Here is a 25,713-nt window from a genome sequence, read left to right as displayed (position 1 = left end):
GCGTGATCGTCCGGCCAGGATACGACAAGCCAAGGAGACGATCATGTCGATGTTCGATCACCCGGAGAAAGCCCTACTCCCGGAGAAAGCCCTGCGCCCGGAGAAAATGCTGCGGGCGGTGCTGTGCCTGAACGCCGGATCCTCGCTGCTGATCGGCGGCGCCATGGCGGTGGCCGCCGGTCCGCTGGCCGAACTCTGCCTGACCGGCCAGGGGCCTTATGGCGGACTCGCCGGGGCCGACTGGATCCGGGCCGTCGGGCTCGCCCTGTTGCCGTTCGCCGGTCTGGTGTTCTGGATCGCCGCCCGGCCGGCGGCCCGGCCGGGCCTGGTGCGGGCGGTCTGCGCGATGGACTGGTCCTGGGTGCTGGGCAGCGCCCTGCTGCTGGTCCTCGGGTGGAGCGCCTTCACCTGGACCGGTGCGGTCCTGGTCGATCTGATGGCGGTGGCGGTGGCCGGCTACGCGGTCCTGCAGGCCCGTCTGCTTGCGGCCGCTGGCGGCGGTGCGACGGCGGCCGGCTGAGGTCGCGCCGGGGGGCGCGCCGGGGCGACGCGGCGGGCCGGGTGCCGGTCAGGCGGGCAGCCCGCGACCCGGTCCCGCCGCACCCGCGACGGGCTGGTCGGAGCCGCCGAGCTCGAGCGCCCAGCGGCGCATGATCTCGACGTCCGGCAGTCCGCTCGCTTCGGCGAGCGCGGCGGCGCCGACGCCGTCCGCCCGCCGGCGGCCGGCCGCCTCGCGCACCTCGCTGGGCGACATGCCGAAATGCCGGCGGAACAGCGTGCTGAGGTGGCTCTGGTTGGCGAAGCCGAAATCCAGGGCGATGTCGTAGATCCGGCGGCCGGCGTGCCGGGGCGATCCGATCGCGCGGAAGCAGGCCATCAGCCGGCGCTGCTGGATGTAGGTCCGTACCCCGCCGTGATCCCTGAACAGCCGGAACAGGGTGGCGCGCGACATCCGGAACTGCTCGCACAGCCGGTCGGCGCCGAGGTCCGGGTCGCCGAGGTGGTCGTCGACGTACCGCCGCAGCGCCAGGATCGCACCGCGCTGCGCATCCGTGGCGACCGGATCCTGGTGGGCCAGCAGCGAGCCCAGGAGCCCGACCAGGGATTTCGAGACCACCGGCGCATCGGCGATCGTCGCCTGCGGCAGGCTTCGTCGCAGCGACAGCGCGAAGTCGGTGAACAGGCGCGCCGCCATGCTGCCCTTCGGCAGCACCGGGCCGCGGGCGTCCCGCAGCGCCGGCAGGTGCTCGGCGAGCCAGTCGCGGGGCAGGACCAGCGAGAGGGTATCGGCGCCGGCGGTCTCGGCCTCGGTTTCGTAGCCGAGATTGACCGCATAGACCCCGTCGGGCTCCTGGACGAACCCGGTGCCGCCGTTGGTGCCGCTGTTGCGGCCGGCCAGGAACACCTGGAGCAGGACGTGGTCGGCGTCGTCGTGCCGGCGGTTCCAGTCGGCATCCCGGACGAACCGCTGCCCCGGAAACCGGGCGTCCACGAACACGAAGTCGCCGAGATGATACTGCCGGCTCTCCAGCGGCTGCCAGGGTGTGCCGTGCTCGCGCACGGGAATGCAGTCGAAGAAGGGCACCAGGCTGCGCCGCCAGTGCCAGAACAGTTCTTCGTTCGAGAGCCGGCCGGGCAATAGCGATGCCGACGGCAACCGTGCAAGCTCCATGGCTTTGCTCCGCAACGTCCGCATCGTCCCCGCGGACAGGCTAGCGGTATTTTGAGACGACGAAGAAACAAATTTGAGACGCCGGCGCAATCGCAGCGGGAGAATTCGCGGTATCCCTTGAGGGTGAACGACAAACGGTCTGCCCGGACAGAAACCGGCGGCCCGCCCGCATTCCAGAACGGAGGCAGGGGATGGAAGAGTTCATCGGGGATCGCGGCGATTCGCTGACGCTGGAGCGCGCCGGAGCGACCGCGGGGCAGGGCCCGGGAGCCGGCCCGGTCTTCGGCGGCGAGGTCCTGATCGTCGATCCCGGCGTCCCGGTGTCGACGACGCTGGTCGACGGGCGGCGGCCGGGAATCGACGTCGTCCGACTGGCGGACGGCGGCCGCGGGCTCGAGCAGATCGCCGAGCGGCTCGTCAACCGCCGGGCGATCGCTGTCCTGCACGTCTTGTGTCGCGGCGAGCCGGGGGCGGTGGTGCTGGCGGGCGACCGCGTCGACCTGCCGGCGCTGGCGATGCGCCGCGGCGTCCTGGCCGACATCTCGCAAGCGCTCGGCGACTCCGCCGTGGTGGCGCTATACGGTAGCTCGGTCGCATCGGGGGCGGTCGGCCTGCGCTTCCTCGACTATCTGGAGACGGTTCTCGGCGTTGCCGTCGCGGCGTCGGCCGGACCGGTCGGTTCGGCGGCGCAGGGCGGCCGCTGGACGCTGCGCGACCGGCACGGCACCACGATCGAGACCGCATTCCCGGCGATTTCGCGCGCGACCTATCCGCTGCTGCTGGCCGGCGGCCGCTGACCGGCGGCGCCGCCGGCGCGTGAGTGGGGTGGGGCGAGGGGGCTTCGTGGCCCTTCGCTACGATGCCGGCACCTCGGGGCGATGGGTGCGATGTTTCCGTCGCGACCCCCAATACCCGCCGCCTCGGGGTGCCGTGCACCGTCGGCTGCGGCCCGGCCTCAGGCGTTGGCGCCCTCGTTCAGGAAGTTCAGCGGCAGCCCGGGACGGGGCCATTCCATGGCGACCAGCCGGCCGGTGATGCTCAGCGTGATGAACGCGGTCCGCAGGCCCGGCCCGCCGAACGCGATGTTGGTGCAGTAGGAGTCCGGCATCGGGTGGAACTCGAAGGTGCCGGTCGCCGGCGAGGCGACCGTGACACCGCCGGTGCCCAGGGTGGCGACGCAGATCGCGCCGCCGCGCTCGACCGCCAGGCTGTCGAAGCGCCGGAAGCCGGCATCGCAGGCGACCAGCCGGCCGCCATTCGGCGACGGGAACGGCAGCTTGGCGACCTCGCCCTCGCCGGTGATCTCGTAGGCCCAGAGGCGGCCGCCCTCGGTCTCGGCGACGTACAAGGTCTTCTCGTCGGGCGACAGGCCGATGCCGTTCGGCATCACCATCGGGTAGATCGCCTCCTTGATCAGCCCGGTGTCGGGCCGGCAGTAGTAGACGCCGCCGCGGTCGGAGTCGCGCTCGCGCATCTTGCCGAGGTCGGTGAACCACAGCCCGCCGGTGCGATCGAACACCAGGTCGTTCGGCCCCTTCAGCGGGTGGCCGCCGCACTCGGTGAACAGCACCTCGACGGTGCCGGTCTTCAGGTCGACCCGCTCGATCCGGCCGCCGGAATAGTCCTTGGCCTGGCCGATGGTCCGGTGGTGGCCGGTCTCCGGGTCGACGTGGAACTCGAAGCCGCCGTTGTTGCAGATGTAGACCTTGCCGTCCGGCCCCATGGCCGCGCCGTTCGGGCCGCCGCCGGTCTCGGCCACGATCTCCTTGCGGCCGTCCGGCCAGCAGCGGGTCAGCGTGCGGCGCCCGATCTCGACCACCAGCACCGAGCCGTCCGGCAAGGCGATCGGACCCTCGGGGAACTGCAGGCCTTCGGCGATGGTGCGCAGCGTCATGTCTGGTCTCCTCCCTGAATCGCGCGCAGTATCGGCCGGACCTGCACCGCAGGGCAAACCCCCACATGGCTCGGCCCCGGCGGCGGTCTCGCCCCGGCCCGGCAGCGGGAGGACATCATGAGCGACCAGACAGACACCCCCGGAATCGACACGGTGATCGTGCCCCGGACCCGCGACCTCGGCGGTTTCGAGGTGCGCCGGGCGCTGCCCTCGGCGCGGCGCCGGATGGTCGGCCCGTTCATCTTCTGGGACCAGATGGGGCCGGCGAGGTTCCCGTCGGGCGAGGGGCTGGACGTCCGCCCGCACCCGCATATCGGGCTGGCCACCCTGACCTACCTGTTCGACGGCGAGATCATGCACCGCGACAGCCTCGGTACCGCCCAGCCGATCCGCCCGGGCGAGGTCAACTGGATGACCGCCGGCCGCGGCATCGTGCACTCCGAGCGGACCGACCCGGCGCTGCGCGAGGACGGCGCGTCGATGTTCGGCATCCAGGCCTGGGTCGCCCTGCCGAAACGGCACGAGGAGACCGCGCCCGGCTTCGTGCACCTGGGCTCGGACGAGCTTCCGACCATCGAGGGCGAGGGCAAGCGGGTGCGGGTGATCGCCGGCACCCTCTGGGGGGCCACCTCGCCGGTGCCGAGCTATTCCGAGATGATCTACGCCGACGCCATCCTCGAGGCCGGCGCCTGGCTGCCGATCCCGGCCGAGCACGAGGAGCGCGCGATCTACGTTGCCGAGGGCACGGTGTCGATCGCCGACGACCGGTTCGAGGCCGGCCGGCTGCTGGTCCTGCACCCGGGCGACGGCGTGACGGTCGAGGCGGTCGGCCACGCCAGGGTGCTGGTGCTGGGCGGCGAGCCGATGGACGGGCCGCGCTTCATCTGGTGGAACTTCGTGTCGTCGTCGCAGGACCGGATCGAGGCCGCCAAGGCCGACTGGCAGGCAGGGCGGTTCGATATCGTGCCGGGCGACGAGCGGGAGTTCACGCCGCTGCCGGAGGGATGAAGGGGCGGTGCGCCCCGACCGAGGACGGGTCCCGGCTCCGCCGCGCCTTCGGCACGCCGGTCCGGGATGAGGTCAGGGGCTACGTGCAGGATCCTCATCCCGGGCGCAGCGGCGCCGCCGCGGAGACCCGGGACCTGCCGGGCGCGGTCGCTCGCTATCCCACCACGTTGACCACGTTGAACCGCCGCATCTCCTGCACGGTCAGCCAGTGGATGTCGAAATGCGGGGTGGCGAACAGCGGGTCGAACACTTCGATGGCGACGCCCATCCGCACCACGTAGGCGGCGATCATGCCGGCGGCGCGCGCCGACATCTGCTCGTTCAGCAGCACGATCAGCCGGATCCGGTCGTCGATCGAGAACTGGCGCGCGCCCAGGATCTCGCGCAGCTTGCCGACATAGGCGTCGCTGCGGGCCGCCGAGTGCATGTGCACGCCGAGCCGGCCCGAGGGGTCGACGCTGCGCAGCACGCCGCCGAGGAACGCATAGAAGCAGGCGCTGGCGCATTCCCGGCCGCCGGCGACCCGGGTCGCGACCTGGGAGGCGCGCAGGGTCATGCCGACGTCGAGCCCGGCCTTCATGCTGCCGCCGGGCGAGTGCAGCTGAACCTCCATGATCGGCTCGCGCGAAAGCGCGGCGAGCACCCGGCTGGCGTCGCCGTCGACGAAGGGTCCGGACAGCGCCAGGATCGTGCCCTGGCCGGTGACGACCCGGTCGATGTCCAGGGCCCGCGCCGCGCCCGGTATGAGCAGCAGGGGCACGAGCAACAGGACGGCCGCTGCGAGCGGCCGGGTCAGGCTTCGACCCACCGGCCGTCCTGCAGGCAGAAGCGCTTGGTCTCGGCCTGCTCCTGGCCGTTCAGGTAGTAGACGCTCTTGACGTTCTTGCAGAGGTCGCCGTCCTCGACCTTGGCCGGCGAGACCGGCTCGGCCCAGCCGTGCACCTCCTGGTTCTTCTCGCTCTTCCAGTGCACCGGACCGGGCTGGCTGGCGTTGGCGGCCTGGCGGGCGGCGTCCTCGGCCCGCAGCCGGTCGGCTTCGTCGAGCTGCTGGCCGATCATGCCGCCGGCGACCGCCCCGGCGAGCGCGCCGATCACGACCGCGACCAGCCGGCCCTCGCCGCTGCCGAACTGTGCCCCGGCGGCGGCACCGGCGAGCCCGCCGAGCAGGGCCCCCGAAGTCTGGTTGTTGCCGGTGGTCTGGCAGCCGGACAGCGCCAGCGCCGATACGGCGAGTACGGCGGCCGCCTTGCGAACGCGAGTCATCGAATAGCTCCCCCTGTGCAGCCAGTCCGATCCGGTGGCCCTGATGCACGCCCGATAATCGAAAGCGTGCCCGCAGGCACGCCTCAAGGCAACGGAATTGCTCGCCGGATCCCGGTCTGTCGACGCGATCCCGCAAAGCTCCCTTGCGCGCGCTCGTCTTTGCGGGTGCCCGGCGTGGCGATACAGTGCGCGCCGATGACGATGCTGAGCTTCGACGACCTAGGCTTTCTCGGTTCCGGCCTGCGGCGGCCGGAATGCGTGGCGTGCACGGCCGCCGGCGCGATCTGGGTCAGCCACGCGCTGCCGGAAGGCGGCGGCGGGGTGGCCAGGCTGCTGCCGGACGGCAGTCTGCAGCCGTTGCTGGCGCGCGCCGGCATGCCGGGCGACTTCATGCCGAACGGCTGGTCGATGGCGCCCGACGGCTCGTTCCTGATCGCCAACCTCGGCGAGAGCGGCGGCGCCTGGCGGCTGCTTCCGGACGGCGCCTGCGAGCCGGTGCTGACCGAGGTCGACGGACTGCGGCTGCCGTCGGTCAACTTCGTGCACCGGGCCGAGGACGGCGTGCTGTGGATCTCGGTCAGCACCTGGCGGGCGCCGCGCGACCGGGCGTTCCACCGCGACGTCGCCGACGGCTTCGTGATCCGCATGCCGGACCCGGCCGATCCGGCCTCGGCCCGGATCGTCGCCGACGGCCTCGGCTACGCCAACGAGGTCAAGGTCGACCCCTCGGGGACCTGGCTGTACGCCAACGAGACCATGGCGCGGCGGGTGTCGCGCTGGAAGCTGACGGAGCGCGGCCTCGGCCCGCGGGAGACCGTCGCCGACTACCTGGACGGCGTGTTCCCCGACGGCTTCGAGTTCGACGCCGAGGGCGGCATCTGGTGCGCCAGCGTGATGAGCAACCGGGTGGTGCGGGTGGCGCCGGACGGCAGCCAGAGCGTGGTGCTCGAGGACTGCGACCCGGCCGAGGTCGAGACCGCGATGGCGCACTGGCGCGACGGGACGTTCGACCGCACCTATATGAACCTGGGTGCGGCCCGCCGGCTGCGGAACGTCGCCAGCATCACCTTCGGCGGCCCCGACCTGAAGACCGCCTATCTCGGCTCCCTGGCCGGGGACAGCCTGGTTACCTTCCGCTCGCCGGTCGCTGGCGCAAAGCCGCCGCACTGGCATTTCTGACCACAGGAGACGTTCCGATGACAGAGGTTCGACCCTACACGAGTGTCGGCACGGTCGAGGTGACCGAGGTCGGGCCGCGCGACGGCATCCAGGCCGACCCGACCTTCGTGCCGACGGCGCGCAAGATCGACTGGATCAACCGGCTGATCGACGCCGGCGTGCGCCGGATCGAGGCGACCTCGTTCGTGTCGCCGCGGGCGGTGCCGCAGCTGGCCGACGCCGCCGAGGTGATGAAGGGCGTCAAGCGTTCCAAGGACACGGTGCTGGCGGCCCTGGTGCCGAACGCCCGCGGCGCCATCCGGGCCGCCGAGTCCGGCGTCGACCAGATCGTGGTGTTCGTCTCGGCGTCGGAGAGCCACAACCTGAAGAACCTGAACAGCACGATCGACGACTCGCTGAAGGGATTCGAGGAGGTCGCCAGGATCGCCGGCGACGCCGGCATCCCGGTGCACGGCGCCATCGCCACCTCGTTCGGCTGCCCGTTCGAGGGCAACGTCCCGGTCGAGAACGTGGTGCGGATCGCCAAGGCGTACCAGGACATGGGCTTCGTCGGCATGAGCTTCGGCGACACCACCGGCATGGCCACGCCGCCGCTGGTGCGCGAGCGGGTGCAGGCGGTGCGCGCGGCGGCGCCGAAGCTGAGCCAGGTGCTGCACTTCCACAACACCCGCGGCATCGGCCTGGCCAACGTGATGGCCGGCCTTGCCGAGGGCGTCGACCGCTACGAGGCGTCGTTCGGCGGCACTGGCGGCTGCCCGTTCGTGCCGAAGGCGACCGGCAACATATGCACCGAGGACCTGCTGTACCTGCTCGACGAGATGGGCATCGAGACCGGCATCGACATCCGCAAGATGATCGACGTCGCCTGCGACGCCGAGGCGGTGCTCGGCCGCCAGCTGCCGGGCCAGCTGATGAAGGCGGGGCTGCGGCTCGACCTGCATCCGATGGACTCCGTCCGGACGGCTACGGGCTGAGCCGGGGGAAGCATTTCAATGGGTGCGCTTGCCGGTATTCGGGTCGTCGACCTGACACGGATCCTCGCGGGTCCGTTCTGCACGCAGCTGCTCGCCGACATGGGGGCGGAGGTCATCAAGGTGGAGCCGCCGACCGGCGACCCGGTCCGCGGCCAGGGGGCCGTCGTCGACGGCTTCTCCTGGTACTTCGCCCAGTTCAACCGCAACAAGAAGTCCGTCGTCCTCGACCTCTACACCGACGAGGGCAAGGACGCGCTGGCCAGGCTGATCGCCTCGGCCGACGTGCTGGTGGAGAACTACCGGCCCGGCGTGCTGGCCAAGATGGGCTTCGACGACGGGCGCCTCGAGGAACTCAACCCCCGCCTCATCACCGCCAGCGTCAACGGCTACGGCTCGACCGGGCCGTATGTCGACCGGCCGGCCTTCGACTTCATCGCCCAGGCGATGAGCGGCTTCATGGCGGTCAACGGCGACCCGGACGGGCCGCCGCGCCGGGCCGCGCCGCCGGTATCCGACCTGATCGCCGGGCTGTACTGCGCGTTCGGCGTGACCTCGGCGCTGGAGGCCCGGCACCGCAGCGGCCGCGGCCAGAAGGTCGAGTCGAGCCTGACCGGCGGGCTGATCTCGATGATGGCGTACCTGTCGGCCGAGTATTTCGCGACCGGCAGCAACCCGAAGCGGACCGGCAACGACCACCCGATCGTCGCTCCCTACGGGCTGTTCGAGGCGGAGGACGGCGAGATCGCGGTGGCTCCGTCGCACGACGTGATGGTGGCGCGGTTCCTCGGCGTGCTCGGCCTGTCGGACCTGCTGAACGAGCCCGACTTCGCCGACAACGCCCGGCGCATGGCCAACCGCCCGGCGCTGAACGCCCGGATCAACGCGGTGACGCGGACCCGGCCGGTCGACCACTGGATCGAGGCGATCAACAAGGCCGGCTGCCCGGCCGGCCGGGTGATGGCGCTCGACGAGGTGTTCACCGACCCGCAGGTCCTGGCCCAGGAGATGGTGGTCGAGTCGCAGCGCCCGGGCCGGGCGCCGATCCGGATGACCGGCTTCCCGGTCAAGCTGTCGGCCACCCCCTGTACCGTCCAGCTGCCGCCGCCGGAGCTCGGGGAGCACACCGACGAGGTGCTGGGCGGGTTGTAAGGGGGCGCCGGCGGCGGCCGGTGGGTTCCGGATGCGTCCCGCCTGCGGGCGGTCCGCTCCGGAATGACGGCAGAACAAAGTTCACCCCTCTATGTCGTCATTCCGGACTGGATCGCCGAAGGCGAGACAGAGCCGGAACCCACGGTGCGACGGGCGCAGGCCACTACCCGAAGAACACCCGGTGCAGCAGCCGCCCCGGCATCAGCGTGAAGGCGCCGGCCAGCACCAGCGCGCCGAGGTAGAGCGCAAGCATCACCCGCTTGTGCCGGCGCACGTCGTGCCGGCGGGCGGCGATCAGGCCTCCGGCGACGCTGAGCAAAGTCACCGGGATCAGCAGGTGGATCGGGCTCAGGCCGCCCTCGGGGTCGATCTCGCGGACGAACACCGTGCTGAGCGCCGTGACGGTCATAAGCGCCAGGAACAGATAGCCCATCCGCCGGTGCCACAGCGCGCCCTTGCGGCTGGCCAGGATCAGCCAGCCGCCGATGCCGGCCGCCGGCAGCACGGTCGCCAGATGCAGCAGGACCGCCGGCGGGGCGGCGAAGACCGGGGCGAGGGTCACGGCGCCACCTTGGTCTGCGCGGCCTCGAAGGCTGCGAACGCCGCCTCCAGCTTCCATTGCGCGGCGGCCTTCTCGCTGCGCCCCAGGATCGCGGCGCACGGCTCCGACGGAGTCGGGTCGCCGAGCCGGTCGCGGGCGCAGGCGCCGAGCGGCCGTGCCGCATCCGGGTCGGCCCACAGGCTGATGCCGGCCAGGAACGCATAGGTCAGGGCGTTGCGCGACAGCGCCTTCACGTCGGCGTAGGACAGGTCGTAGGTGCGCACGGCCCGGACGTATTCGTGGGTCAGGTCTATGCGCGACACCCCCTCGTCGTCGGTCGACAGGGTCAGCGGCACGCCGTAGGCGCGGTAGGTCGCGAACGGGTGGTCGTCGCCGGCCACGCCCAGGATCACGTCGTTGCTGGTCAGGTTGATCTCGACCGCGACCCGGTCCTTGGCCATCCGCCGCAGCAGCTCGTAGGGCCGGTCCTCGTACAGGATGTCGATGCCGTGGCCGATACGCTTCGCGCCGGCCACCTCGACCGCCTCGCGGATGTGGAACCGCAGGTCCTCCGGCGGCACCAGACCCATGGTAAGCTCGCCGGCGTGCAAGGCGACCGGCACGCCGGGCGTCTCCTTGGCCAGCGCCGCGATCATCCGCATGTGCAGGCTGTAGTCGCCGAGCGAGATCCGGTCGTCCTCCGGGGCGACGAAGTTCAGCCCGACGATGCGCGGGTCGGCCTCGACCAGCGCGAAGGCCAGCGCGGTCTCGGCGAACACCATCGCCTTCGGGAACGTCCGGATCACCTGGGCCAGGTAGCGTACCGTCACGTCGCAAGCCGGCGGGCGGGCGCCGGCGCAGTCCAGGATCTCGCGGGCCCGCGCCTCCATGGCGTCGAACCCGGTCCGCGCCTGGGCGACGATCTGCGGCAGGCCGGCATCGATCAGCTTCCGGCGCAGCCGGGAAAGGTCGTCGTCCCAGCCGACCCTGGCGCCGAGCCCGAGGGCCGCGCCCATGCCGGTCGAATCCATCAGCTCGAGGTAGGGGATGTTCTGGTCGGCGGCGCGCGCCATGGCCTCGGCCAGCTGGTCGCCCTCGCGGCCGGCGGCGGCGGCGTCGAACCGCGCGAAGGTCGCGAAGAACTGGTCGTGGCCCGAGACCTCGCGCAGCGCGTAGTTGCGGGTCGACAGCGCGTCGATCAGCCGGTTGTAGGCGTCGCCCGACTTCATCGCCTCGGCCATCGCCGGCCGGCCGGCCTTGGCGTCGCAGGGCGCCGGGGCGATGGTCTGGGTGGCGACGATCAGGCAGCGCCCGTCGGCGACCGCCCAGGCGATGAAGTTCTCGGCGTAGATCGTGCCGACCAAGTGGTTGTGCAGGTCGCCGCCCTTCGGCATGGCGCGCAGGAAGGCGGTCAGCTCGGCCGGGCGCTCGGCCTTCAACCGCTCGAAGCGCGCGGCGGCGGCGGCCGCATCGCTGTCCGGTGCGGCCGCAGAAGGCTCCATGGTGGCGCATGCGGCGAGCGTCAGGCCGACGAGCAGCCCGGCCAGGCCGCGATAGATCCGGTGCATGAGTTCCCCCGCGCTGGCGGTCGCTGTTCTGCAGGCATGTGTAGTATCATGCGGGCGTTCCGCGAACGGAAGCCGAAGCCATGAAGATCGGTCCGCTCCTCAGACGCGCCCGGGCCCTGCGCCGCTGGAAGCAGCAGGCGGTCGCCGACCTGGCCGGGGTCGCGCAGACCACGGTGTCGCGCTGGGAGGCCGGCGCGATCGAGCCGTCGGCGGAGCAGCTGCGCCGGCTCGGCCCGATTCTCACGCCGGTTGCCGATCTGGCGCGCGACAGCGGGCTGAAGCGGCTGGTGGTGTCCTCGCCGCTGCCGGTCCACCTGGTCTGCGACCTGACCCACCGGCTGCTGGCCGCGTCCCCCGCCCGCGAGGTCGAGTGGACGGTGTCGGCGTCCGAGCTGCACGGCGAGCCCCTGTTCCGGTTCGCCACCGACGAGATCCGCGAGGCCGAGAGCCGGCTCGACGACATCGGCTGGTTCGCCGACGCCACCACCGGCGCAGTGCTGTGGATCCGCGGGCGGGAGCGGCCCGGCCCGATCCGCATGATGACCGGCTACTGCGTGTGGGAGCGGCTGACCCTGAACGACGGCAGCCCGGTCCGGCTGGTCACCACCCTGCCGGACGGGGTCGTGCCCGAAGCCGGCCTGACCCGCCTGTTCGACGGCGAGCCACAGCACCCCTGAGCGGGGTCTCCGGGCCGGAATAACTTATGCGTGGCCGCGCCGGCGGGCGTGGCGCTAGCGTCCGCGCCATGCCGAGACACCACGGACAGAGAAGCGACACCGGGCCGGCCGAGGCCCTGGGCGGGTTTCTCGCGGCACTGCGGCCGACCGGGGCGGCGTCCGACCGCGCCTGGCGGATCGCCCTGGCGGCCATGCTGGCGGCCCGGCACCTGGAGCGGCCGGTCGACCTGAACCGGGTGCTGGAGATGGCTCTGGTCCGGACCCTGCCGGGATCGCCGGCGGCGATCCGCGATGCCCTCGATCCCGACAACGGCCTGCACGTCCACGCGCTGCTGCTGGAGCTGCAGACCGCCGGCACCTCCGAGGCCCGGGTGGTGCACGCGCTCGACGCGATCATGGACGGGCGCGAGCCGCCGGGTCGCGACCGGTTCCTGCGAAGGCTTGCGGCCGTCCTGCACGCGGGCGACCGGGGCCGCGCATGCACCGGTTGACGGCGCCGGTTGACGCCGCCGGAACCGGGACCGATCCTCCCGGCCCAACCCGGCGGAGAGACATTTCATGAGCAGCAGCGGCAGCACCTTCGGCACCTCGGCCTATGGCGGGGCCGGCTGGCAGGGACGCACCCGGACCCATCGCCAGGAGATCGGCGACCTGTGGGCGGCGTCCGGCATCGACAGCGAGTACGGCCGGCTGCGTTCGGTACTGCTGCACCGCCCCGGCGGCGAGCTGGCGGCCGCCCTCGACGATCCCGATTCGGTGCAGATGCTCGCACCGCTCGACATCGCTCGGGCCGGCGAGCAGCACGACGCCATGGCCGAGGCCTATCGCGCCGCCGGCGTGGCGGTCGAGTACGTCGAGCCGTCCGGGCAGCCGACCCCTAACCAGATGTTCTGCGCCGACCTGTTCGTGATGACGCCGGAGGGCGCGATCCTGGCGCGGCCGGCCTCGACCGTGCGGGCCGGGGAGGAGCGCTGGGTGGCGCGCCGGCTCGCCGACATGGGCGTGCCGATCCTGCGGACCCTGACCGGCAACGCGGTGTTCGAGGGCGCCGACCTGATGTGGGTCGACCCGGAGACGGTGATGATCGGCCTCGGGCTTCGCACCAACGAGGAGGCGGCGTCGCAGATCGCCGCGGTGCTGGAGGAGGTCGGCATCGAGACCCTGGCGGTCGACATCCCCTACGGCACCATGCACTTCATGGGCATGTTGCGGATCGTCGACGAGGACCTGGCGATCTGCTGGCCGCGGCGCACGCCGTTCGCCGCCGTGCGGGCGCTGCAGGAGCGCGGCCACGACATCGTCTGGCTGCCGGACGAGGACGATAACGTGCTGAACCGGGCGCTCAACGTGGTCACGCTCGGCCCGCGCAGGATCCTGATGCTGGCCGGCTACCCGTCGGTGCAGAAGGTCTACGAGGCCGCCGGCATCGAATGCGTGACGGTCGACGGCTCGGAGCTGGTCAAGGCTGCCGGTGCGATCGGCTGCCTGACCGGCGTGGTCAGCCGCGACCCCGTCGCCTGACGCGCACCGGAATCGGGGCCATCCGGATGGCGTCGTGCTGGTCGCGGACCAGGGCCGCGACCGCGACGATGATCCCGCCGCCGACCGATATCGCGATCCAGCTGCCGGCGATCCAGAGAGCGAGGTCCATCATGGGGTCCTTTCCCGCGCGTGCCCGATGCGGGAATGATCCCGGTCGGAAGGTTAAGATTCCGTAGCCGCAGGCCGTCCGCTGGCGGTTCCTTCGATGATCCGGCGGTGCCGCCGGATCGCCGGGACCAGGTGGTCGATCAGCGTGCGCACCCGCGCGGTGCGGCGCAGGTCGCGGTGGTACAGCAGCCAGATGCTCTTGCCGTCCAGGGTGCCGGTGCCGGGCACCCGGACCACGTCCGGCTCGGCCTCGCCCAGGAAACACGGGAGCAGCGCCAGCCCGAGGCCCTCCTTGCAGGCCTCGATCTGCAGCAGGTTCGAGAACAGCCGATGCCGGACCGGCAGGTCGGGGAACGGGGTGTCGCGGGTCCAGGACGGGGAGGGCAGGCCCTCGCCCCAGCCGATCCAGGCGTGGCGCCCGGGATCGAGGCCGTCGCGCGCGGTCTCGAGATAGGCCGGGGCGGCGTAGATCGCCTTGCGGTAGCGGATCACCCGCCGGCCGACCAGGTCGTCGGTCACCTCGTCGGCCATGCGGATCGCCACGTCGGCCTCGCGGCGCGCCAGGTCGGAGTAGCTGTGCGAGGCGTCGACGTCGAGCTCGATCCCCGGATGTGCCTTGGCGAAGCCGACCAGCTCGGCCGCCAGGAACGACCGCAGCATGGCGGGCGGGACGCTCAGGCGGACCAGCCCGCGCGGGCTGTCGTCGCGGCCGCCGACCCGGCGCTGCACCGCCAGCAGCTCGGACTCGACGCGTTCGGCGGCACCCAGCAGGTCCTCGCCGGTCTGCGAGGCGACCAGGCCTTCCGGCCGGCGGTCGAACAGCCGGGTGTGCAGGCCGTCCTCCAGCCCCGCAAGCCGCCGCGTCACGGTGGCGTGGTTGACGCCGAGGGCGCGGGCCGCTCCGCGCAGGCTCCCGGCCCGATGTACCGCCAGGAAGACCCGCAGGTCGTCCCAGTCGATGGATGAGAAACGATCCGCCATGGTGCAGAATTACACCCTGTCGGATGGAAATCGAACCACCTAGCGTAGCCCGCACCGTCCAACCGTCAGGCCATCGCCATGTCCGGCATCCATTCCTCGATCCTCGAACGCATCGGCGATACCCCGCTGATCGAGCTGCACGACCTCGTCCCCCAGGGCAGCGCCCGCATCCTGGTCAAGCTGGAGAGCGAGAACCCGACCGGCAGTATGAAGGACCGCATGGCGCTGGCCATGATCGAGGCGGCCGAGCGTGACGGCCGGCTGCAGCCGGGCGGCCGGGTGGTCGAGTACACCGGCGGCAGCACCGGCGTGTCGCTGGCCCTGGTCTGCGCGGTCAAGGGCAGCCCGCTCAGCATCGTCACCTCGGACGCGTTCAGCGTGGAGAAGCGCAACCACATGGCGGCCCTCGGTGCCGAGCTCACCCTGGTGCGCAGCGCCGGCGGCGGAATGGATGCGACGCTGACCCGCACCATGATCGAGGCGGCGCGCCGGATCACCGAGCGGACCGGCGGTTTCTGGACCGACCAGCTCAACAATGCCGACCAACTCGCTGCCTATCACCGCATGGGCGAGGAGATCTGGGCGCAGACCGGCGGCCGGGTCGACGCCTTCGTGCAGAGCACCGGCACCGCGGCTTCGGCGCGCGGGGTGTCGGAGGCGCTGCGGGCGCACCGGGCCGACATCCTGACGGTCGCGGTCGAGCCGGCGGAATCGGCGGTACTGTCCGGCGGCAAGAGCGGGGTGCACCGGATCGAAGGGATCGGCGCCGGCTTCGTGGTGCCGCTGTGGGACCCGAAGCCGATCGCCGAGATCGCCACGGTGTCGACCGAGGAGGCGATGGCGATGGCCCGGAAGTTGGCGGCCGCCGAGGGACTGTTCGCCGGCACCTCGACCGGCGCCAACGTGGTCGCCGCGCTCGAGGTCGCCAAGCGGCTCGGACCGAAGGCGACGGTGGTTACAGTGCTGTGCGATTCAGGCATCAAGTACCTCAGCACCTTGCTGTACAAGGACGGGGCGGCGACGGTGCGCGAATGGGACGGAGGGTATGCATGACGACGGATCGGCCAAGCTTCGCGGTCGTCGGCGCCGGCGGCGTCGGCGGGTACTTCGGCGGTCGGCTGGCGCGGGCCGGCTTCGAGACCGCGATCCTGGCCCGCGGCGCCCACCTGGAGGCGATCCGGCGGTCCGGCCTGCGGGTCGAGCAGCCCGACGGCGGCTTCACGGTCCAGGTCCAGGCGACCGACGAACCGGCGCAGATCGGGCCGGTCGACTTCGTGCTGTTCGCCGTGAAGCTGTGGGACACCGAGGCCGCGGCCGAGGCGTGCCGGCCGCTGGTCGGGCCCGAGACCGCGGTGGTATCGCTGCAGAACGGCGTCGATTCTGAGCCGACCCTGGCCCGCATCCTCGGCGGCGATCACGTCGTCGGCGGCGTCGCGGAGATCTCGGCCGCCATCACCGCGCCCGGCACCGTCACCCGGTTCAGCCCGTTCCAGCGTATCCGGGCCGGCGAGCTGCAGCCGACGGACTCGGGCCGGTTGGGCCGGCTGGCCGACGCCTGTCGGGCCGCCGGGATCGATTTCACCCGGCCGGACGACATCGGCGCCGCGATCTGGCTGAAGTTCGTGTTCCTGGTCGGTCTCAGCGCCCTGACCGCGCTGACCCGCCGGCCGATCGGCCCGGTGCGCGAGGACCCGGATACCCGGGCACTGCTGCGGGCGGTCATGCAGGAGGCGTTCGCGGTCGGGCGGGCGAAGGGCGTGGCCCTGCCGGACGACACGGTGGATGCGCGGATGGCCTTCGTCGACACGCTGCCGGCCGAGATGCGGGCGTCGATGGCGATGGATCTCGAGCAGGGGCGGCGTCTGGAACTGCCCTGGCTCTCGGGCGCGGTGTCGCGGCTGGGGCGGGAACTCGGCGTCGCGACGCCGGCCAACGACTTCGTCGTGGCGGCTCTCAAGCTGCTCTGAAGCGCGATCTCCCGCCGATGGGCATCACTCCGGCGGGCTGTCGTTGGCCCGGCCCAGCAGGCCGATCATCGGCGAGGCGACAAGCGAGGCGACGAACCAGCTGCCGACGAGCCAAAAGGCGATGTCCATGGCGGATCCCCCGCTGTTGCCACCGTCCCGCTCTCCGCTCCCACCAACGATGCTAGTGATGTTCATCTATTACAATCAATGGGCATGATTTGCCGCTAAGCCGCCGGCAACCAGGCAATTATTGCCGGTCTGGCGCGGCGGAACCCCAGGTCACCTTGTCGAGCCCGGCGAACCCGCGCCAGCGCTCGATCTCGGCCTCGATCCGGGCGATCCGCGCCCTGGCCGGCCGGACCCCCGGCTCCAGCCAGAATCCCCGGACCTCGAGCTCGCTTCGGTCGCGGTGCGCCTTCAGCTCGATGCGGCCGATCAGGCGGTCGCGTTCCAGGATCGGCAGCACGTAGTAGCCCCAGACCCGCTTGGCGGCCGGCACGAACGCCTCGAACCGGTAGTCGAAGCCGAAGAACCGCTGGGCCCGGTCGCGGTCGCGGATCATCGGGTCGAACGGCGACAGGAAGCGGACCCGGGCCTGTGGCTCCGGGGCGTCACGCACCAGGTCGAGCACGTCCGGCCGGGCCCACACCTCGCGGACCGAGCCGTCGGCGTGCTCGATCTCGATCCGGCGCAGCACGTCGGGGCCGGCCTCGGCGCACCAGGCCTTGGCCTCGTCCGGGGTGACGGCCTCGAAGAACGCCGCGATCTCGGAATGGCTGGCGACACCGAGCCGGGCGATCGCCTCGCGGCAGGTCCAGTCGACGGTTTCCGCGTGGCTCGGCTCCGGTGCCCGGTGCTCGTCCGGGATCACGCGCTCGGCCAGGTCGTACAGCTTGGAGAAGCCGCGCCGGGCGGTGACCGCGAACTCGCCGGTGTGCCAGAGGTATTCGAGGGCCGCCTTCGAAGGTGTCCAGCCCCACCATGTCCCGCGCTCCTCGGTGTCGTCGGCGGTCACGTCGCGCGACCCGACCGGGCCGTCCTCGCGGACCCGGCGGCGGATCTCGTCGAGCACCTCGTCCTGCCGGCCGTTGAACCGCTCGACCCAGTGGCGGCTCCCGGCGATGCGGGCGGCCCGCCGGGCGAACCGGTGCTTCCAGTGGGGGTAGAAGCGGGTCGGGATGATCGAGGCGTCGTGGGTCCAGTGCTCGAACAGCGACCGCCGCTTCTCCAACAGGTGCTTGAGCTGCGGCTTGCGGTAGCCGTTGGCGCGGGTGAACAGGATGTGGTGGTGCGCCTGCTCCAGGGTCGAGATGGTGTCGACCTGCACGAAACCGAGCCGCTCGATCAGGGCGTCGAGGCCGTCGCGGGTCAGCGGCCCGGACGGCGACTCGGAGAGTGCGTGGCGCTCCAGGAACAGGCGGCGCAGGTCGGTGTTGCTCAACCGGTCGGTCATGGTCGTCGTTTCCGCTTCCACGCTATGCTGGCGAATGGGTCTGCGCGGGAGGATAGCGATGCCAGTTCAGAAGCTCGACCACGTCAACGTCCGGACCTCGGATCTGCCGGGGATGATCGACTTCTACCAGCGGGTGATGGGCATGAAGCTGGGCGCCCGGCCCGGTTTCGACTTTCCGGGCGCCTGGCTGTATGTCGGCGACCAGGCGGTGGTGCACCTGATCGAGACCGTCGACTCGCCGCCCGACTACCGGCCCGACCAGCGACTCGAGCACTTCGCGCTGAGCGCGACCGGGCTCGGCGACTTCCTGGCGCACCTGCGGGCGCACAAGGTCGCCTACTACTGCCGGGTGCTGCCGGACTTCGACATCCGGCAGGTGAACCTGCACGATCCCGACGGCAACCACCTGCACGTCGACTTCCCGCCGGACGAGGACGCCGACCTGTCGGACTACGACGGCACGTGATGCTGCAGGCCGTGGACGGTCGGGCCGGACCGTCCTAGCATCGCCTCACGTCACGACACCCGGAGGCCCGTCATGTCCGTCACCTCGCTCGCCCAGCCTGCCGCCAAGCGCCCGAAGACCCGCTCGCCGGAAGAGCAGACGATCCGCGAGGAACTGGCGGCGGTCTACCGGATCTTCGGCACGCTGGGGATGGACGACCTGATCTACACCCACATCTCGGCGCGCGTGCCGGGGCCCGAGCATCACTTCCTGATCAACCCGTTCGGGCTGATGTATGAGGAGGTGACCGCCTCCAACCTCGTGAAGATCGACCTCGAGGGCAACATCCTCGAGGACAGCGGCCATCCGATCAACTACGCCGGCTTCATCATCCACGGTGCGATCCACGAGATGGCGCCGAACGCCCACTGCGTGATCCACCTGCACACCGACTCCGGGGTCGCCGTCTCGTGCCAGCGCGAGGGGCTGCTGGACGCCTCGCAGTTCGCCATGTTCCTGCCGGGCGGCATCGCCTACCACGACTACGAGGGGCTGGCGCTGGACGAGGACGAGAAGCCGCGGCTGATCGCCGACCTGGGCGACCGCAAGGCGATGATCCTGCGCAACCACGGCACGCTCACGGTCGGCGAGACCGTCGCCGAGGCGTTCTTCCACATGTACAACCTGGAGCGCGCCTGCCGGGTCCAGGTGCTGGCGCAGGCCGGCGGCCAGGCCGAGGTGCTGCGGATCCCGTCGGCGATCGTCGACAAGACCCGCTCGCAGAAACCGGTCGGCACCCGGTTCGGCGGCTACGGCCAGGTCGAACTGGCGGCCTGGATGCGCAAGCTCGACCGCATGGGCGTGCCGTTCCGGGACTGAGGCCGGCGAACGGTCACGGCGGCGGCCCGGGGTCGAGGTACAGCGCCAGGAAGATCTGGTCGACCGGGCCGTCGCGCTGGCTGCGCATCGGCAGCAGCAGGCGGACCGCGTCGCGGAACTTGCGCTGGTAGATGCGCGTGGTGTGCAGGCTGGCGCGGCCGGTCCGGACGGTCTTCTGCATGCATCCGACGAGGTCGGTCGCGAACCGGGCGTCGACGTCGCTGGCGTGCCGCCCGGTCCAGTCCTCGCCCGTGATCTGGCCGACCCGCGTGCCTTCCAGCCGGATCCGGAAGTCGGCGCCATCGTCGACCGTCTCGTACACGCAGATGTGCCCGAGCCAGGGCTGCAGGTCGAAGACGTCGAGGGTCTCGCGGTCCGGCGGCGCGCCGTCGACGCAGCACGCCCGCCACTTCTCCAGGAGGCTGCCGGCCCGCGGATCGGCGGACGGCGGCAGGGTTGTCACCTCGCGGTCCGGGCTGTCGGTCACGGACACTTCCTTCGGCAACAGTGGGCGGGCCGGGTGCGGTTCGCCGCCTGAATAACCCGGGCCCGGGCGGAACGGAATACGGGTCGGCCGCACCAAAGCATACTTGCGCTCTCGCGCGGCCAAGGCTCCAGGGTATGGTTCGGTACTTCACCCAGCAACGGCGGTCACGATGACGCGACGCATCCTGGTCCTGAACCCGAACGTGACCGAAGCGATCACCGCCACCATGGTGGAGGAGGCCCGGCGTGTCGCCTCCGCCGATACCGAGATCGTGCCGGCGACCGCGCGGTTCGGCACGCAGTACATCGAGAACCGGGTCGAGGCCGCGATCGCCGGGCATGCCGTGCTCGACGCCCTGGCCGAGCAGGCGCCCGGCTGCGACGCCGCGGTCGTCGCGGCCTTCGGCGACCCCGGTGTGTTCGCCGCCAAGGAGATGCTGGAGATCCCGGTGATCGGGATCTCCGAGGCGGCGTTCCTGACTGCCTACACGCTCGGCCGGCGCTACGCCGTCGTCTGCCTGACCCCGCGGCTCGGCGTGTGGTACCGCGAGTGCGCCGAGGAGCACGGGCTGGACGGCCGGCTGGTCGCGGTGCGGCCGCTCGACGTGCCGCCGTCGGACATCACCGCCGCCAAGCAGCAGACCGGCCGCAGGCTGGTCGAGGCCTGTCACGAGGTCATCGACCGGCACGGCGCCGAGGTGGTGATCATGGGCGGCGGGCCGATCGCCGGACTGGCGCGGACGGTCGCGCACGAGATCCCGGTGCCGGTGCTCGACGGCGTCTCCTGCGCCGTCCGGCTGGCCGAGGCGCTGGTCGACCTGGCGCCGCGCCCGGCGACCCGGGGCAGCTTCGCCCGGCCGCCCGCCAAGCCGTCGCAAGGACTGGCGCCGGCGCTTCAGGCGTGGGTGGAGCGGAGCGGCGAGCGCCGCTAAAGTCGCCGCGAAGAACACAAGGGAGGCAAGCATGGATCTCGGGATCAGCGGCCGGAAGGCCATCGTGTGTGGTTCGAGCCGCGGGCTCGGGCGGGCGATCGCGACGTCGCTGGCGCGGGCCGGCTGTGTCGTGATCGTGAACGGGATCGACGCCGCACGGTTGGCCGAGCGGGCCGAGGAATTGACGGCGGAGACCGGCGCGCAGGTGATCCCGGTGGCGGCCGACGTCACCACCAGGGACGGCCAGGACGCGCTGTTCGCGGCCTGCCCGGACCCCGACATCCTGATCACCAACGCCGGCGGCCCGCCGTTCAAGGATTTCCGCGAGATCGACCGCGAGGCGATGCTGAAGGGCGTGACTGCCAACATGGTTACCCCGATCGAGCTGATCCAGCGCTCGGTCGACGGCATGGTCGAGCGCCGGTTCGGGCGGATCGTCAACATCACCTCGGTGTCGGTGAAGATGCCGGTGTTCGGTCTCGACCTGTCGAGCGGCGCCCGGGCCGGGCTGACGGCGTTCCTGGCCGGCGTCTCGCGCTCGGTGGCGCACGCCAACGTCACCATCAACAACATCCTGCCGGGATATTTCGATACCGACCGCTACCGGGCCGGCATCGACGCCACGGCCAAGGCGCAGGGCGTATCTCATGACGAGATGCATGCCGCCCGGGTCGCCACGGTGCCGGCGAGGCGGGCCGGCGATCCGGCGGAGTTCGGCGACGCGGCCGCGTTCCTGTGCAGCGCCCAGGCCGGCTACATCACCGGTCAGAACCTGCTGCTGGACGGCGGCCTGTTCCAGAGCGCATTCTAGCCTCGAGCCGGCCGTTAACCCGGACTTAAGGTCGATCGGCGACTATCGGCGGTGCGCCTGGAGCGCACGGTTCGACAGATTTCGGGTCTCGGGAATGAACGCCTTGGCGATCGATCGGATGGTCGGGGCCGCAGCAGCGGGCTCGGCGTCCTATATCGCGACTGCCAGCCGCGAATGGGTCGACCATTGGTGGTCGCTGCCGCGGGACGGCCACGTCCCGGTCCGGTCGGCGTTCGACCCGCTGGCGGTCCCGAGGCTGCTGCCGCGCATGCTGATCTGCGACCTGACGGAGCCGGGGATCGTCCGGATCCGCCTGATGGGCACGGAGATGGCGAGCAACTTCGGCTTCGATCCGACCGGCGGCGACTATCTGGACCTGGTCGTGCCGGAGCGGCGCGAGGCCGCCTACCAGGGTTTCATCGTGCCGGCTTCGCATCCTTGCGGCATGCGCGTTCTCGGCGAGAACCGGTACTCCTCCGGCGGCCCGATCGCGGTCGAGACCGTCGGGCTTCCGTTCCGGCGCGACGACGGCGAGGGCATGCAGATGGTGTTCGTCGGGTCGCGTCTCGGATCGTCGCAGGACCTCTGGAAGGATCTCGGCCAGGCCAACAGCTTCCACGTGTTCGAACGCGAGTTCATCGACATCGGCGCCGGCGTGCCCTGACGCCGGATCAGCCGGCGACGGCGCGTTCGCGCAGGGTCGTCTCGTAGGCGAACAGCGCCGGCAGACCGCCGGTATGCAGGAACAGCGTCCGGCTGCCCGGCGCGATGCGGCCGTCGCCGGCGCAGGCGATCAGCCCGGCCAGCGCCCGCGCGGTGTATACCGGGTCGACCAGCAGCCCCTCCAGCCGGGCCGCCAGCCGGATCGCCTCGGCCACGGCCTCGTTCAGCTGGCCGTAGCCCGGCGCCAGCACGTCGTCATGCACCTCGATGTCGGAGCGGACGACCGGCGAAGGCACCTGCAGCAGCGTCGCCAGCCGTTCGCAATGCCCGGCCAGGCGCTCGGCCTGGGGCGCTGCCGCCCGGCGCACGCAGATGCCGACGACCCGGCCCTGCCAGCCGAGCGCCCGCAGGCCGAACAGCAGCCCGCTGTGGGTCAGCCCGCTGCCGGAGCCGAGGACGACCTGGTCGACGTCCAGTACCCCCTGGTCCATCAGTTCGGCCGCGCAGGCGAGGTAGCCGAGCGAGCCGAGCGGCGGGTGGCTGGGCGCGAGCGGGACGACGTAGGGCCGCCTTCCCTGGCGCGCGAGGTCGGCGGCGATTTCCTGGACCCGCCGGTCGGCGCCGGCCTCGTCCTCGCCGGTCGGGTAGGCGTGGCGGCTGGCGCCGAGCAGGTCGTCCAGCAGCACGTTGCCTGAGGTGTGGTACAGCGCGTCCTGCCCGGGCACCCGCTCCTCGAGCTGGACATGGCACTGCATGCCGAGCCTGGCGGCGCAGGCGGTCATGACCCGGACGAAGTTGCTCTGCACCGCGCCGGTGATCAGCAGGGTGTCGGCGCCCTGCCGCAGCGCCTCGCCGAGGTAGAACTCCAGCTTGCGTACCTTGTTGCCGCCGAAGGCGATCCCGGTGAGGTCGTCGCGTTTCACCCGCAGCGCGATGCCGAGCCGTTCGCCGAGCCGCGGCAGCTCCTCGACCGGGGTCTCCCAGGTCAGGAAGCGGGCGCGCGGGAATCGGTCGATCAGGCGCTTGATTCTGGCTGGCACGGCGGGTCCTCCAGGAATGTCTGCCGCCAGCATAGCGTCAGGCGGCGGAGTCCGCCGCATGCCGTCCGAGTGCCTCGGACAGCCGCCGGGTTATCTCGCGCATCGGTGCCGGGCCGTCCCGGTCGACGCCGTAGACCCACGCCGGGAAGTCCAGCGGCCGCTGGACCGCCCAGATCTCGTCGTGCCGGTCGGGTGGCAGGATCCGGGCCGGATCGCCGACCGCGACCCAGCCGATCGGCACGGCTGCGCCGGGGGCCAGGCGGGTGCGCAGGTGGACGGTCGCGTGCACCCGGACCTCGCTGCCGCGGCCGAGCAGCGCGCCGTGGAACACCGCCGCGCCGGTGGCGACGAACACCTCGTCCTCGACGGTCGCACCGGTGACGTGCGCGTTCGGGCCGATCAGGCAGTGGTCGCCGACGGTGCAGGGATGCCGGGGTCCGGCCCGGACCACCGCGTTCTCCATGACGATGACGTCGCGCCCGATGCGGATCGTGCCGCCGGCCTCGCCGACGATCCGGGCGCCGTGCAGGACGCGGGTCCCGGGGCCGATCGTGACGTCGCCGCAGACCGTCGCGTCGGGCGCCACCCAGGCGCCCGGGTCGATGACGGGATGCCTGCCGGCGTGCTCGATCAGCATGGTCGGGTCATCCCTCCCGGTTCCGTTCGGCCCGTTCGATCGCCGCCGCGCGGGTGCCGACCGGGCAGGCGGGCCCGTCGCACAGGGCGTGGTCGCACAACCGGCAGGTGGTGCGGGCGAACCGGCGCGAGGCCGTGGCCCCCGCCAGCATGCCGTCCAGCAGCCGCGCGAGCTGATCCCGCTCGGCATCCTTCAAGGGGGCCAGCAGGCGGTCGAGCGCCGCGAGGCGAGCCGATTGCAGGGCCAGGGTCCGCGCGGTACCGGCCTCGGTCAGGCGTAGCGGTGCCGCCTTGCCGACCCGTTCGCCGTGCACGACGAGGCCGCGATCGATCAGCCCGCCGCACACCCGGACGGCGGTCGGCTGCGAGATCCCGGCGATGGCGGCCAGGGTCGTCGCGGTCGCGTCGCCGTGGTGATGCAGGGTGAGCAGGATCGCCGCCGCCGTCGGCGACAGTTCGCCGACCGTGTCGCGGGTCAGGTCGCCGATCAGGACTCCGAGGGCTCCGAGCTTGTTGGCGGTCAACATATGCATAGGCTATGCATATTTCAGGTCTGTGTAAACCCGAAGGGAGTTCGCGTATACAAGGCGTACGGCAAAGCGGCGCACCGCCGCCGGAACCGGTCCATCGAAAACGATCGGACGGATCCGGCAGCGACCAGGACGGTGGTGGCCATCAACAGAATGTGGATTGCCGACCATGGTTGGACCGGCCAGGCACTTCGACCTCTTCGATACCGCGTCGATCGGCCGCGAGGTTCTGACGATTCCCCGGGACTCGGACGACTTCGGGTTCTTTCGCCCGCTGCTGCAGTACTGGGACGCCCGGCGCGCGGGGCGGATCGCACCGGCCCGGGGCGACATCGATCCGTTGGACCTGCCGCCGGCGCTGTTGCCGCACGTGGTGCTGATCGAGGTTCGGCGCGATCCCCTGGAATTCAGCTACCGGCTCGCCGGAACCGCGGCCGACACCATTCACGGCCAGAGCCTCAAGGGGGTGCGGGTCCTCGATCTGCGTCCCGAGAGCTTCGCCAAGATCCTCAACGCCGACCTGATGCGCATGGCCGAGGACCTGACCATGCAGTTCGTGCTGCACACCTTCACCAACCGGGAAGGCAAGACGCGGCGGTTCCGCGTGTTGCGCCTCCCGCTGTGCGACGCCGCCGGGCGTCTGGAAATGGTGCTGGTTCTGGCGGACCACGGGGCGATCCAGCGCTGACGGCCGGGCCGCCGCGATCCACGAGGGTTGCGGGTAGGCGGCATTTGAACGACAGTCGAGGGGTGGAGGACACCGCTCTGGGAGTCCGTCAGAGTGCCTGCGACCGGCCTGCCGTTCTTTCACGGCGATGCGATTGAGGCGTCCCGCGTCCTGCTGGATCTCGTGCCGGAAGACGACGACTTCGCGTTCTTCCGCCCCCTGTTCCATTATTGGTCCCGCCTGCGCGGCGACCGTCCCGCGCCGAGCCGCTCGGACATCGATCCCGTCGACATGCCGCGCGATCTGCTGCCGAACCTCATGCTGATCGAGGTCGAGCTCGATCCGCTGGACTTCCGGTTCCGGCTCTCGGGCACCCAGGCCGACACGATCGTCAATCGGAACCTGGCCGGGGCCAGGCTCCTCGACCTGCCGCCGCCGGCGTTCACCCGGTCGATGCACGACGACCTCGCGCGGATGGCGGACGACCTGCTGCCGCAGTTCGTGCATGTCGGCTTCAAGCTGGAGGGCGGCCGCGTGCAGCGGAACTACCGGGCGCTCCGCCTGCCGCTGTGCGACGCCGAGGGGCGAATGGAGATGGTGCTGTCGCTGGTCGATCACGGCACGCTCCCGATGTGATCGCGACTCCCC

The 25,713-nt window shown here is 71.4% G+C and carries 31 protein-coding genes; 18 read left to right on the top strand and 13 right to left on the bottom strand.

Annotated elements, in window-relative coordinates:
• Positions 1–43 precede the first annotated feature (43 nt).
• Complete coding sequence (locus IE246_RS05010; protein WP_189987843.1) at positions 44–520, top strand: hypothetical protein; 477 nt, start codon at positions 44–46, stop codon at positions 518–520.
• Between the two features lie 48 nt (positions 521–568).
• Here IE246_RS05010 and IE246_RS05005 read toward each other — a convergent pair whose 3' ends face one another.
• Complete coding sequence (locus tag IE246_RS05005; protein ID WP_189987842.1) at positions 569–1,672, bottom strand: helix-turn-helix transcriptional regulator; 1,104 nt, start codon at positions 1,670–1,672, stop codon at positions 569–571.
• A gap of 191 nt (positions 1,673–1,863) precedes the next feature.
• On the opposite strand from IE246_RS05005, the gene IE246_RS05000 reads away from it, so the two are divergent.
• Positions 1,864–2,469 (top strand): DUF4347 domain-containing protein, encoded by a 606-nt coding sequence (locus IE246_RS05000; protein ID WP_189987841.1) that lies wholly within the window; start codon positions 1,864–1,866, stop codon positions 2,467–2,469.
• Between the two features lie 158 nt (positions 2,470–2,627).
• Here IE246_RS05000 and IE246_RS04995 read toward each other — a convergent pair whose 3' ends face one another.
• Positions 2,628–3,566 (bottom strand): SMP-30/gluconolactonase/LRE family protein, encoded by a 939-nt coding sequence (locus tag IE246_RS04995; protein ID WP_189987840.1) that lies wholly within the window; start codon positions 3,564–3,566, stop codon positions 2,628–2,630.
• Between the two features lie 117 nt (positions 3,567–3,683).
• Here IE246_RS04995 and IE246_RS04990 point away from each other — a divergent pair, with 117 nt between their 5' ends.
• Positions 3,684–4,574 (top strand): pirin family protein, encoded by an 891-nt coding sequence (locus IE246_RS04990; protein ID WP_189987839.1) that lies wholly within the window; start codon positions 3,684–3,686, stop codon positions 4,572–4,574.
• 154 nt (positions 4,575–4,728) lie between these two features.
• On the opposite strand, the gene IE246_RS04985 is transcribed toward IE246_RS04990, so the two are convergent.
• Both IE246_RS04985 and IE246_RS04980 read right to left on the bottom strand, forming a co-directional pair.
• On the bottom strand, positions 4,729–5,382 hold the full coding sequence (locus IE246_RS04985) for a COG3904 family protein (RefSeq protein WP_189987838.1): 654 nt from the start codon (positions 5,380–5,382) through the stop codon (positions 4,729–4,731).
• Positions 5,367–5,837, bottom strand: coding sequence for a YMGG-like glycine zipper-containing protein (locus IE246_RS04980; RefSeq protein WP_189987837.1), 471 nt, complete (start codon positions 5,835–5,837; stop codon positions 5,367–5,369). The genes IE246_RS04985 and IE246_RS04980 overlap by 16 nt, the downstream gene beginning before the upstream one ends.
• 195 nt (positions 5,838–6,032) lie before the next feature.
• Here IE246_RS04980 and IE246_RS04975 point away from each other — a divergent pair, with 195 nt between their 5' ends.
• From IE246_RS04975 to IE246_RS04965, 3 genes are read left to right on the top strand one after another with little or no spacing between them, the layout of a single operon-like run.
• Entirely contained in the window at positions 6,033–7,016 is a 984-nt protein-coding gene (locus tag IE246_RS04975) for an SMP-30/gluconolactonase/LRE family protein (protein WP_189987836.1), read from the top strand.
• A 17-nt stretch (positions 7,017–7,033) separates the two neighbouring features.
• Positions 7,034–7,990 carry a hydroxymethylglutaryl-CoA lyase gene (locus IE246_RS04970; protein ID WP_189987835.1) on the top strand — a complete coding sequence of 319 codons (957 nt, stop codon included), beginning with the start codon at positions 7,034–7,036 and terminating at the stop codon, positions 7,988–7,990.
• Between the two features lie 18 nt (positions 7,991–8,008).
• On the top strand, positions 8,009–9,139 hold the full coding sequence (locus IE246_RS04965) for a CaiB/BaiF CoA transferase family protein (RefSeq protein WP_189987834.1): 1,131 nt from the start codon (positions 8,009–8,011) through the stop codon (positions 9,137–9,139).
• A 163-nt stretch (positions 9,140–9,302) separates the two neighbouring features.
• Here IE246_RS04965 and IE246_RS04960 read toward each other — a convergent pair whose 3' ends face one another.
• Positions 9,303–9,701 carry a DUF2306 domain-containing protein gene (locus IE246_RS04960; protein ID WP_189987833.1) on the bottom strand — a complete coding sequence of 133 codons (399 nt, stop codon included), beginning with the start codon at positions 9,699–9,701 and terminating at the stop codon, positions 9,303–9,305.
• Positions 9,698–11,248, bottom strand: coding sequence for an adenosine deaminase family protein (locus IE246_RS04955; RefSeq protein WP_189987832.1), 1,551 nt, complete (start codon positions 11,246–11,248; stop codon positions 9,698–9,700). The genes IE246_RS04960 and IE246_RS04955 overlap by 4 nt, the downstream gene beginning before the upstream one ends.
• Positions 11,249–11,328: 80 nt before the next feature.
• Between IE246_RS04955 and IE246_RS04950 the strand changes: the two genes are divergently transcribed.
• The 3 genes from IE246_RS04950 to IE246_RS04940 all read left to right on the top strand — a co-directional run bounded on the left by IE246_RS04950 (position 11,329) and on the right by IE246_RS04940 (position 13,446).
• The gene (locus tag IE246_RS04950) at positions 11,329–11,925 is read left to right on the top strand and encodes a helix-turn-helix transcriptional regulator (RefSeq protein ID WP_189987831.1); all 597 of its coding nucleotides are present in this window, start codon (positions 11,329–11,331) and stop codon (positions 11,923–11,925) included.
• 68 nt (positions 11,926–11,993) lie between these two features.
• Positions 11,994–12,416 (top strand): HD domain-containing protein, encoded by a 423-nt coding sequence (locus IE246_RS04945; RefSeq protein WP_189987830.1) that lies wholly within the window; start codon positions 11,994–11,996, stop codon positions 12,414–12,416.
• Positions 12,417–12,483: 67 nt separating this feature from the next.
• Positions 12,484–13,446 carry a dimethylarginine dimethylaminohydrolase family protein gene (locus tag IE246_RS04940; RefSeq protein ID WP_189987829.1) on the top strand — a complete coding sequence of 321 codons (963 nt, stop codon included), beginning with the start codon at positions 12,484–12,486 and terminating at the stop codon, positions 13,444–13,446.
• On the opposite strand, the gene IE246_RS04935 is transcribed toward IE246_RS04940, so the two are convergent.
• Positions 13,424–13,579, bottom strand: a complete 156-nt coding sequence (locus IE246_RS04935; protein ID WP_189987828.1) for a hypothetical protein — start codon at positions 13,577–13,579, stop codon at positions 13,424–13,426. The two genes, IE246_RS04940 and IE246_RS04935, sit on opposite strands and share 23 nt — an antisense overlap.
• A 50-nt stretch (positions 13,580–13,629) precedes the next feature.
• A complete protein-coding gene (locus IE246_RS04930; protein WP_189987827.1) occupies positions 13,630–14,556 on the bottom strand; it encodes a LysR family transcriptional regulator in 927 nt (308 codons plus the stop codon).
• 78 nt (positions 14,557–14,634) lie between these two features.
• On the opposite strand from IE246_RS04930, the gene IE246_RS04925 reads away from it, so the two are divergent.
• Both IE246_RS04925 and IE246_RS04920 read left to right on the top strand, forming a co-directional pair.
• The gene (locus IE246_RS04925; protein ID WP_189987826.1) at positions 14,635–15,609 is read left to right on the top strand and encodes a PLP-dependent cysteine synthase family protein; all 975 of its coding nucleotides are present in this window, start codon (positions 14,635–14,637) and stop codon (positions 15,607–15,609) included.
• A complete protein-coding gene (locus IE246_RS04920; RefSeq protein WP_189987825.1) occupies positions 15,606–16,523 on the top strand; it encodes a 2-dehydropantoate 2-reductase in 918 nt (305 codons plus the stop codon). Before IE246_RS04925 ends, IE246_RS04920 begins: the two co-directional genes overlap by 4 nt.
• 247 nt (positions 16,524–16,770) lie before the next feature.
• Here IE246_RS04920 and IE246_RS04915 read toward each other — a convergent pair whose 3' ends face one another.
• Positions 16,771–17,976, bottom strand: coding sequence for a winged helix-turn-helix domain-containing protein (locus IE246_RS04915; protein ID WP_189987824.1), 1,206 nt, complete (start codon positions 17,974–17,976; stop codon positions 16,771–16,773).
• 58 nt (positions 17,977–18,034) lie between these two features.
• Between IE246_RS04915 and IE246_RS04910 the strand changes: the two genes are divergently transcribed.
• A complete protein-coding gene (locus tag IE246_RS04910) occupies positions 18,035–18,442 on the top strand; it encodes a VOC family protein (protein ID WP_189987823.1) in 408 nt (135 codons plus the stop codon).
• A 72-nt stretch (positions 18,443–18,514) separates the two neighbouring features.
• Positions 18,515–19,300 carry a class II aldolase/adducin family protein gene (locus IE246_RS04905; protein ID WP_189987822.1) on the top strand — a complete coding sequence of 262 codons (786 nt, stop codon included), beginning with the start codon at positions 18,515–18,517 and terminating at the stop codon, positions 19,298–19,300.
• 13 nt (positions 19,301–19,313) lie between these two features.
• Here IE246_RS04905 and IE246_RS04900 read toward each other — a convergent pair whose 3' ends face one another.
• Positions 19,314–19,787: a PAS domain-containing protein gene (locus IE246_RS04900; protein WP_189987821.1), complete on the bottom strand. Its 474-nt coding sequence runs from the start codon at positions 19,785–19,787 to the stop codon at positions 19,314–19,316.
• A 169-nt stretch (positions 19,788–19,956) separates the two neighbouring features.
• Between IE246_RS04900 and IE246_RS04895 the strand changes: the two genes are divergently transcribed.
• From IE246_RS04895 to IE246_RS04885, 3 genes are all read left to right on the top strand, one after another.
• Entirely contained in the window at positions 19,957–20,718 is a 762-nt protein-coding gene (locus IE246_RS04895; RefSeq protein WP_189987820.1) for an aspartate/glutamate racemase family protein, read from the top strand.
• Between the two features lie 31 nt (positions 20,719–20,749).
• Entirely contained in the window at positions 20,750–21,529 is a 780-nt protein-coding gene (locus IE246_RS04890) for an SDR family oxidoreductase (RefSeq protein ID WP_189987819.1), read from the top strand.
• 103 nt (positions 21,530–21,632) lie between these two features.
• Entirely contained in the window at positions 21,633–22,193 is a 561-nt protein-coding gene (locus tag IE246_RS04885) for a PAS domain-containing protein (RefSeq protein ID WP_189987818.1), read from the top strand.
• Positions 22,194–22,200: 7 nt separating this feature from the next.
• Here the strand turns inward: IE246_RS04885 and IE246_RS04880 are convergent, their stop codons facing one another.
• The 3 genes from IE246_RS04880 to IE246_RS04870 are packed head-to-tail and all read right to left on the bottom strand — an operon-like array spanning position 22,201 to position 24,395.
• Positions 22,201–23,232 carry a D-cysteine desulfhydrase family protein gene (locus IE246_RS04880; protein ID WP_229836398.1) on the bottom strand — a complete coding sequence of 344 codons (1,032 nt, stop codon included), beginning with the start codon at positions 23,230–23,232 and terminating at the stop codon, positions 22,201–22,203.
• 37 nt (positions 23,233–23,269) lie between these two features.
• Entirely contained in the window at positions 23,270–23,869 is a 600-nt protein-coding gene (locus tag IE246_RS04875) for a gamma carbonic anhydrase family protein (RefSeq protein WP_189987816.1), read from the bottom strand.
• A gap of 7 nt (positions 23,870–23,876) precedes the next feature.
• Positions 23,877–24,395: a MarR family winged helix-turn-helix transcriptional regulator gene (locus IE246_RS04870; protein ID WP_229836396.1), complete on the bottom strand. Its 519-nt coding sequence runs from the start codon at positions 24,393–24,395 to the stop codon at positions 23,877–23,879.
• 172 nt (positions 24,396–24,567) lie between these two features.
• Between IE246_RS04870 and IE246_RS04865 the strand changes: the two genes are divergently transcribed.
• Positions 24,568–25,086: a PAS domain-containing protein gene (locus tag IE246_RS04865; RefSeq protein WP_189987814.1), complete on the top strand. Its 519-nt coding sequence runs from the start codon at positions 24,568–24,570 to the stop codon at positions 25,084–25,086.
• Between the two features lie 93 nt (positions 25,087–25,179).
• Complete coding sequence (locus IE246_RS04860) at positions 25,180–25,701, top strand: PAS domain-containing protein (RefSeq protein ID WP_189987813.1); 522 nt, start codon at positions 25,180–25,182, stop codon at positions 25,699–25,701.
• The last annotated feature ends 12 nt before the right edge of the window (positions 25,702–25,713 follow it).

Origin of the sequence: Thalassobaculum fulvum, from assembly GCF_014652915.1 — a bacterium.
Classification (GTDB): domain Bacteria; phylum Pseudomonadota; class Alphaproteobacteria; order Thalassobaculales; family Thalassobaculaceae; genus Thalassobaculum_A; species Thalassobaculum_A fulvum.
This window is presented reverse-complemented; position numbering and strand designations above follow the sequence as displayed.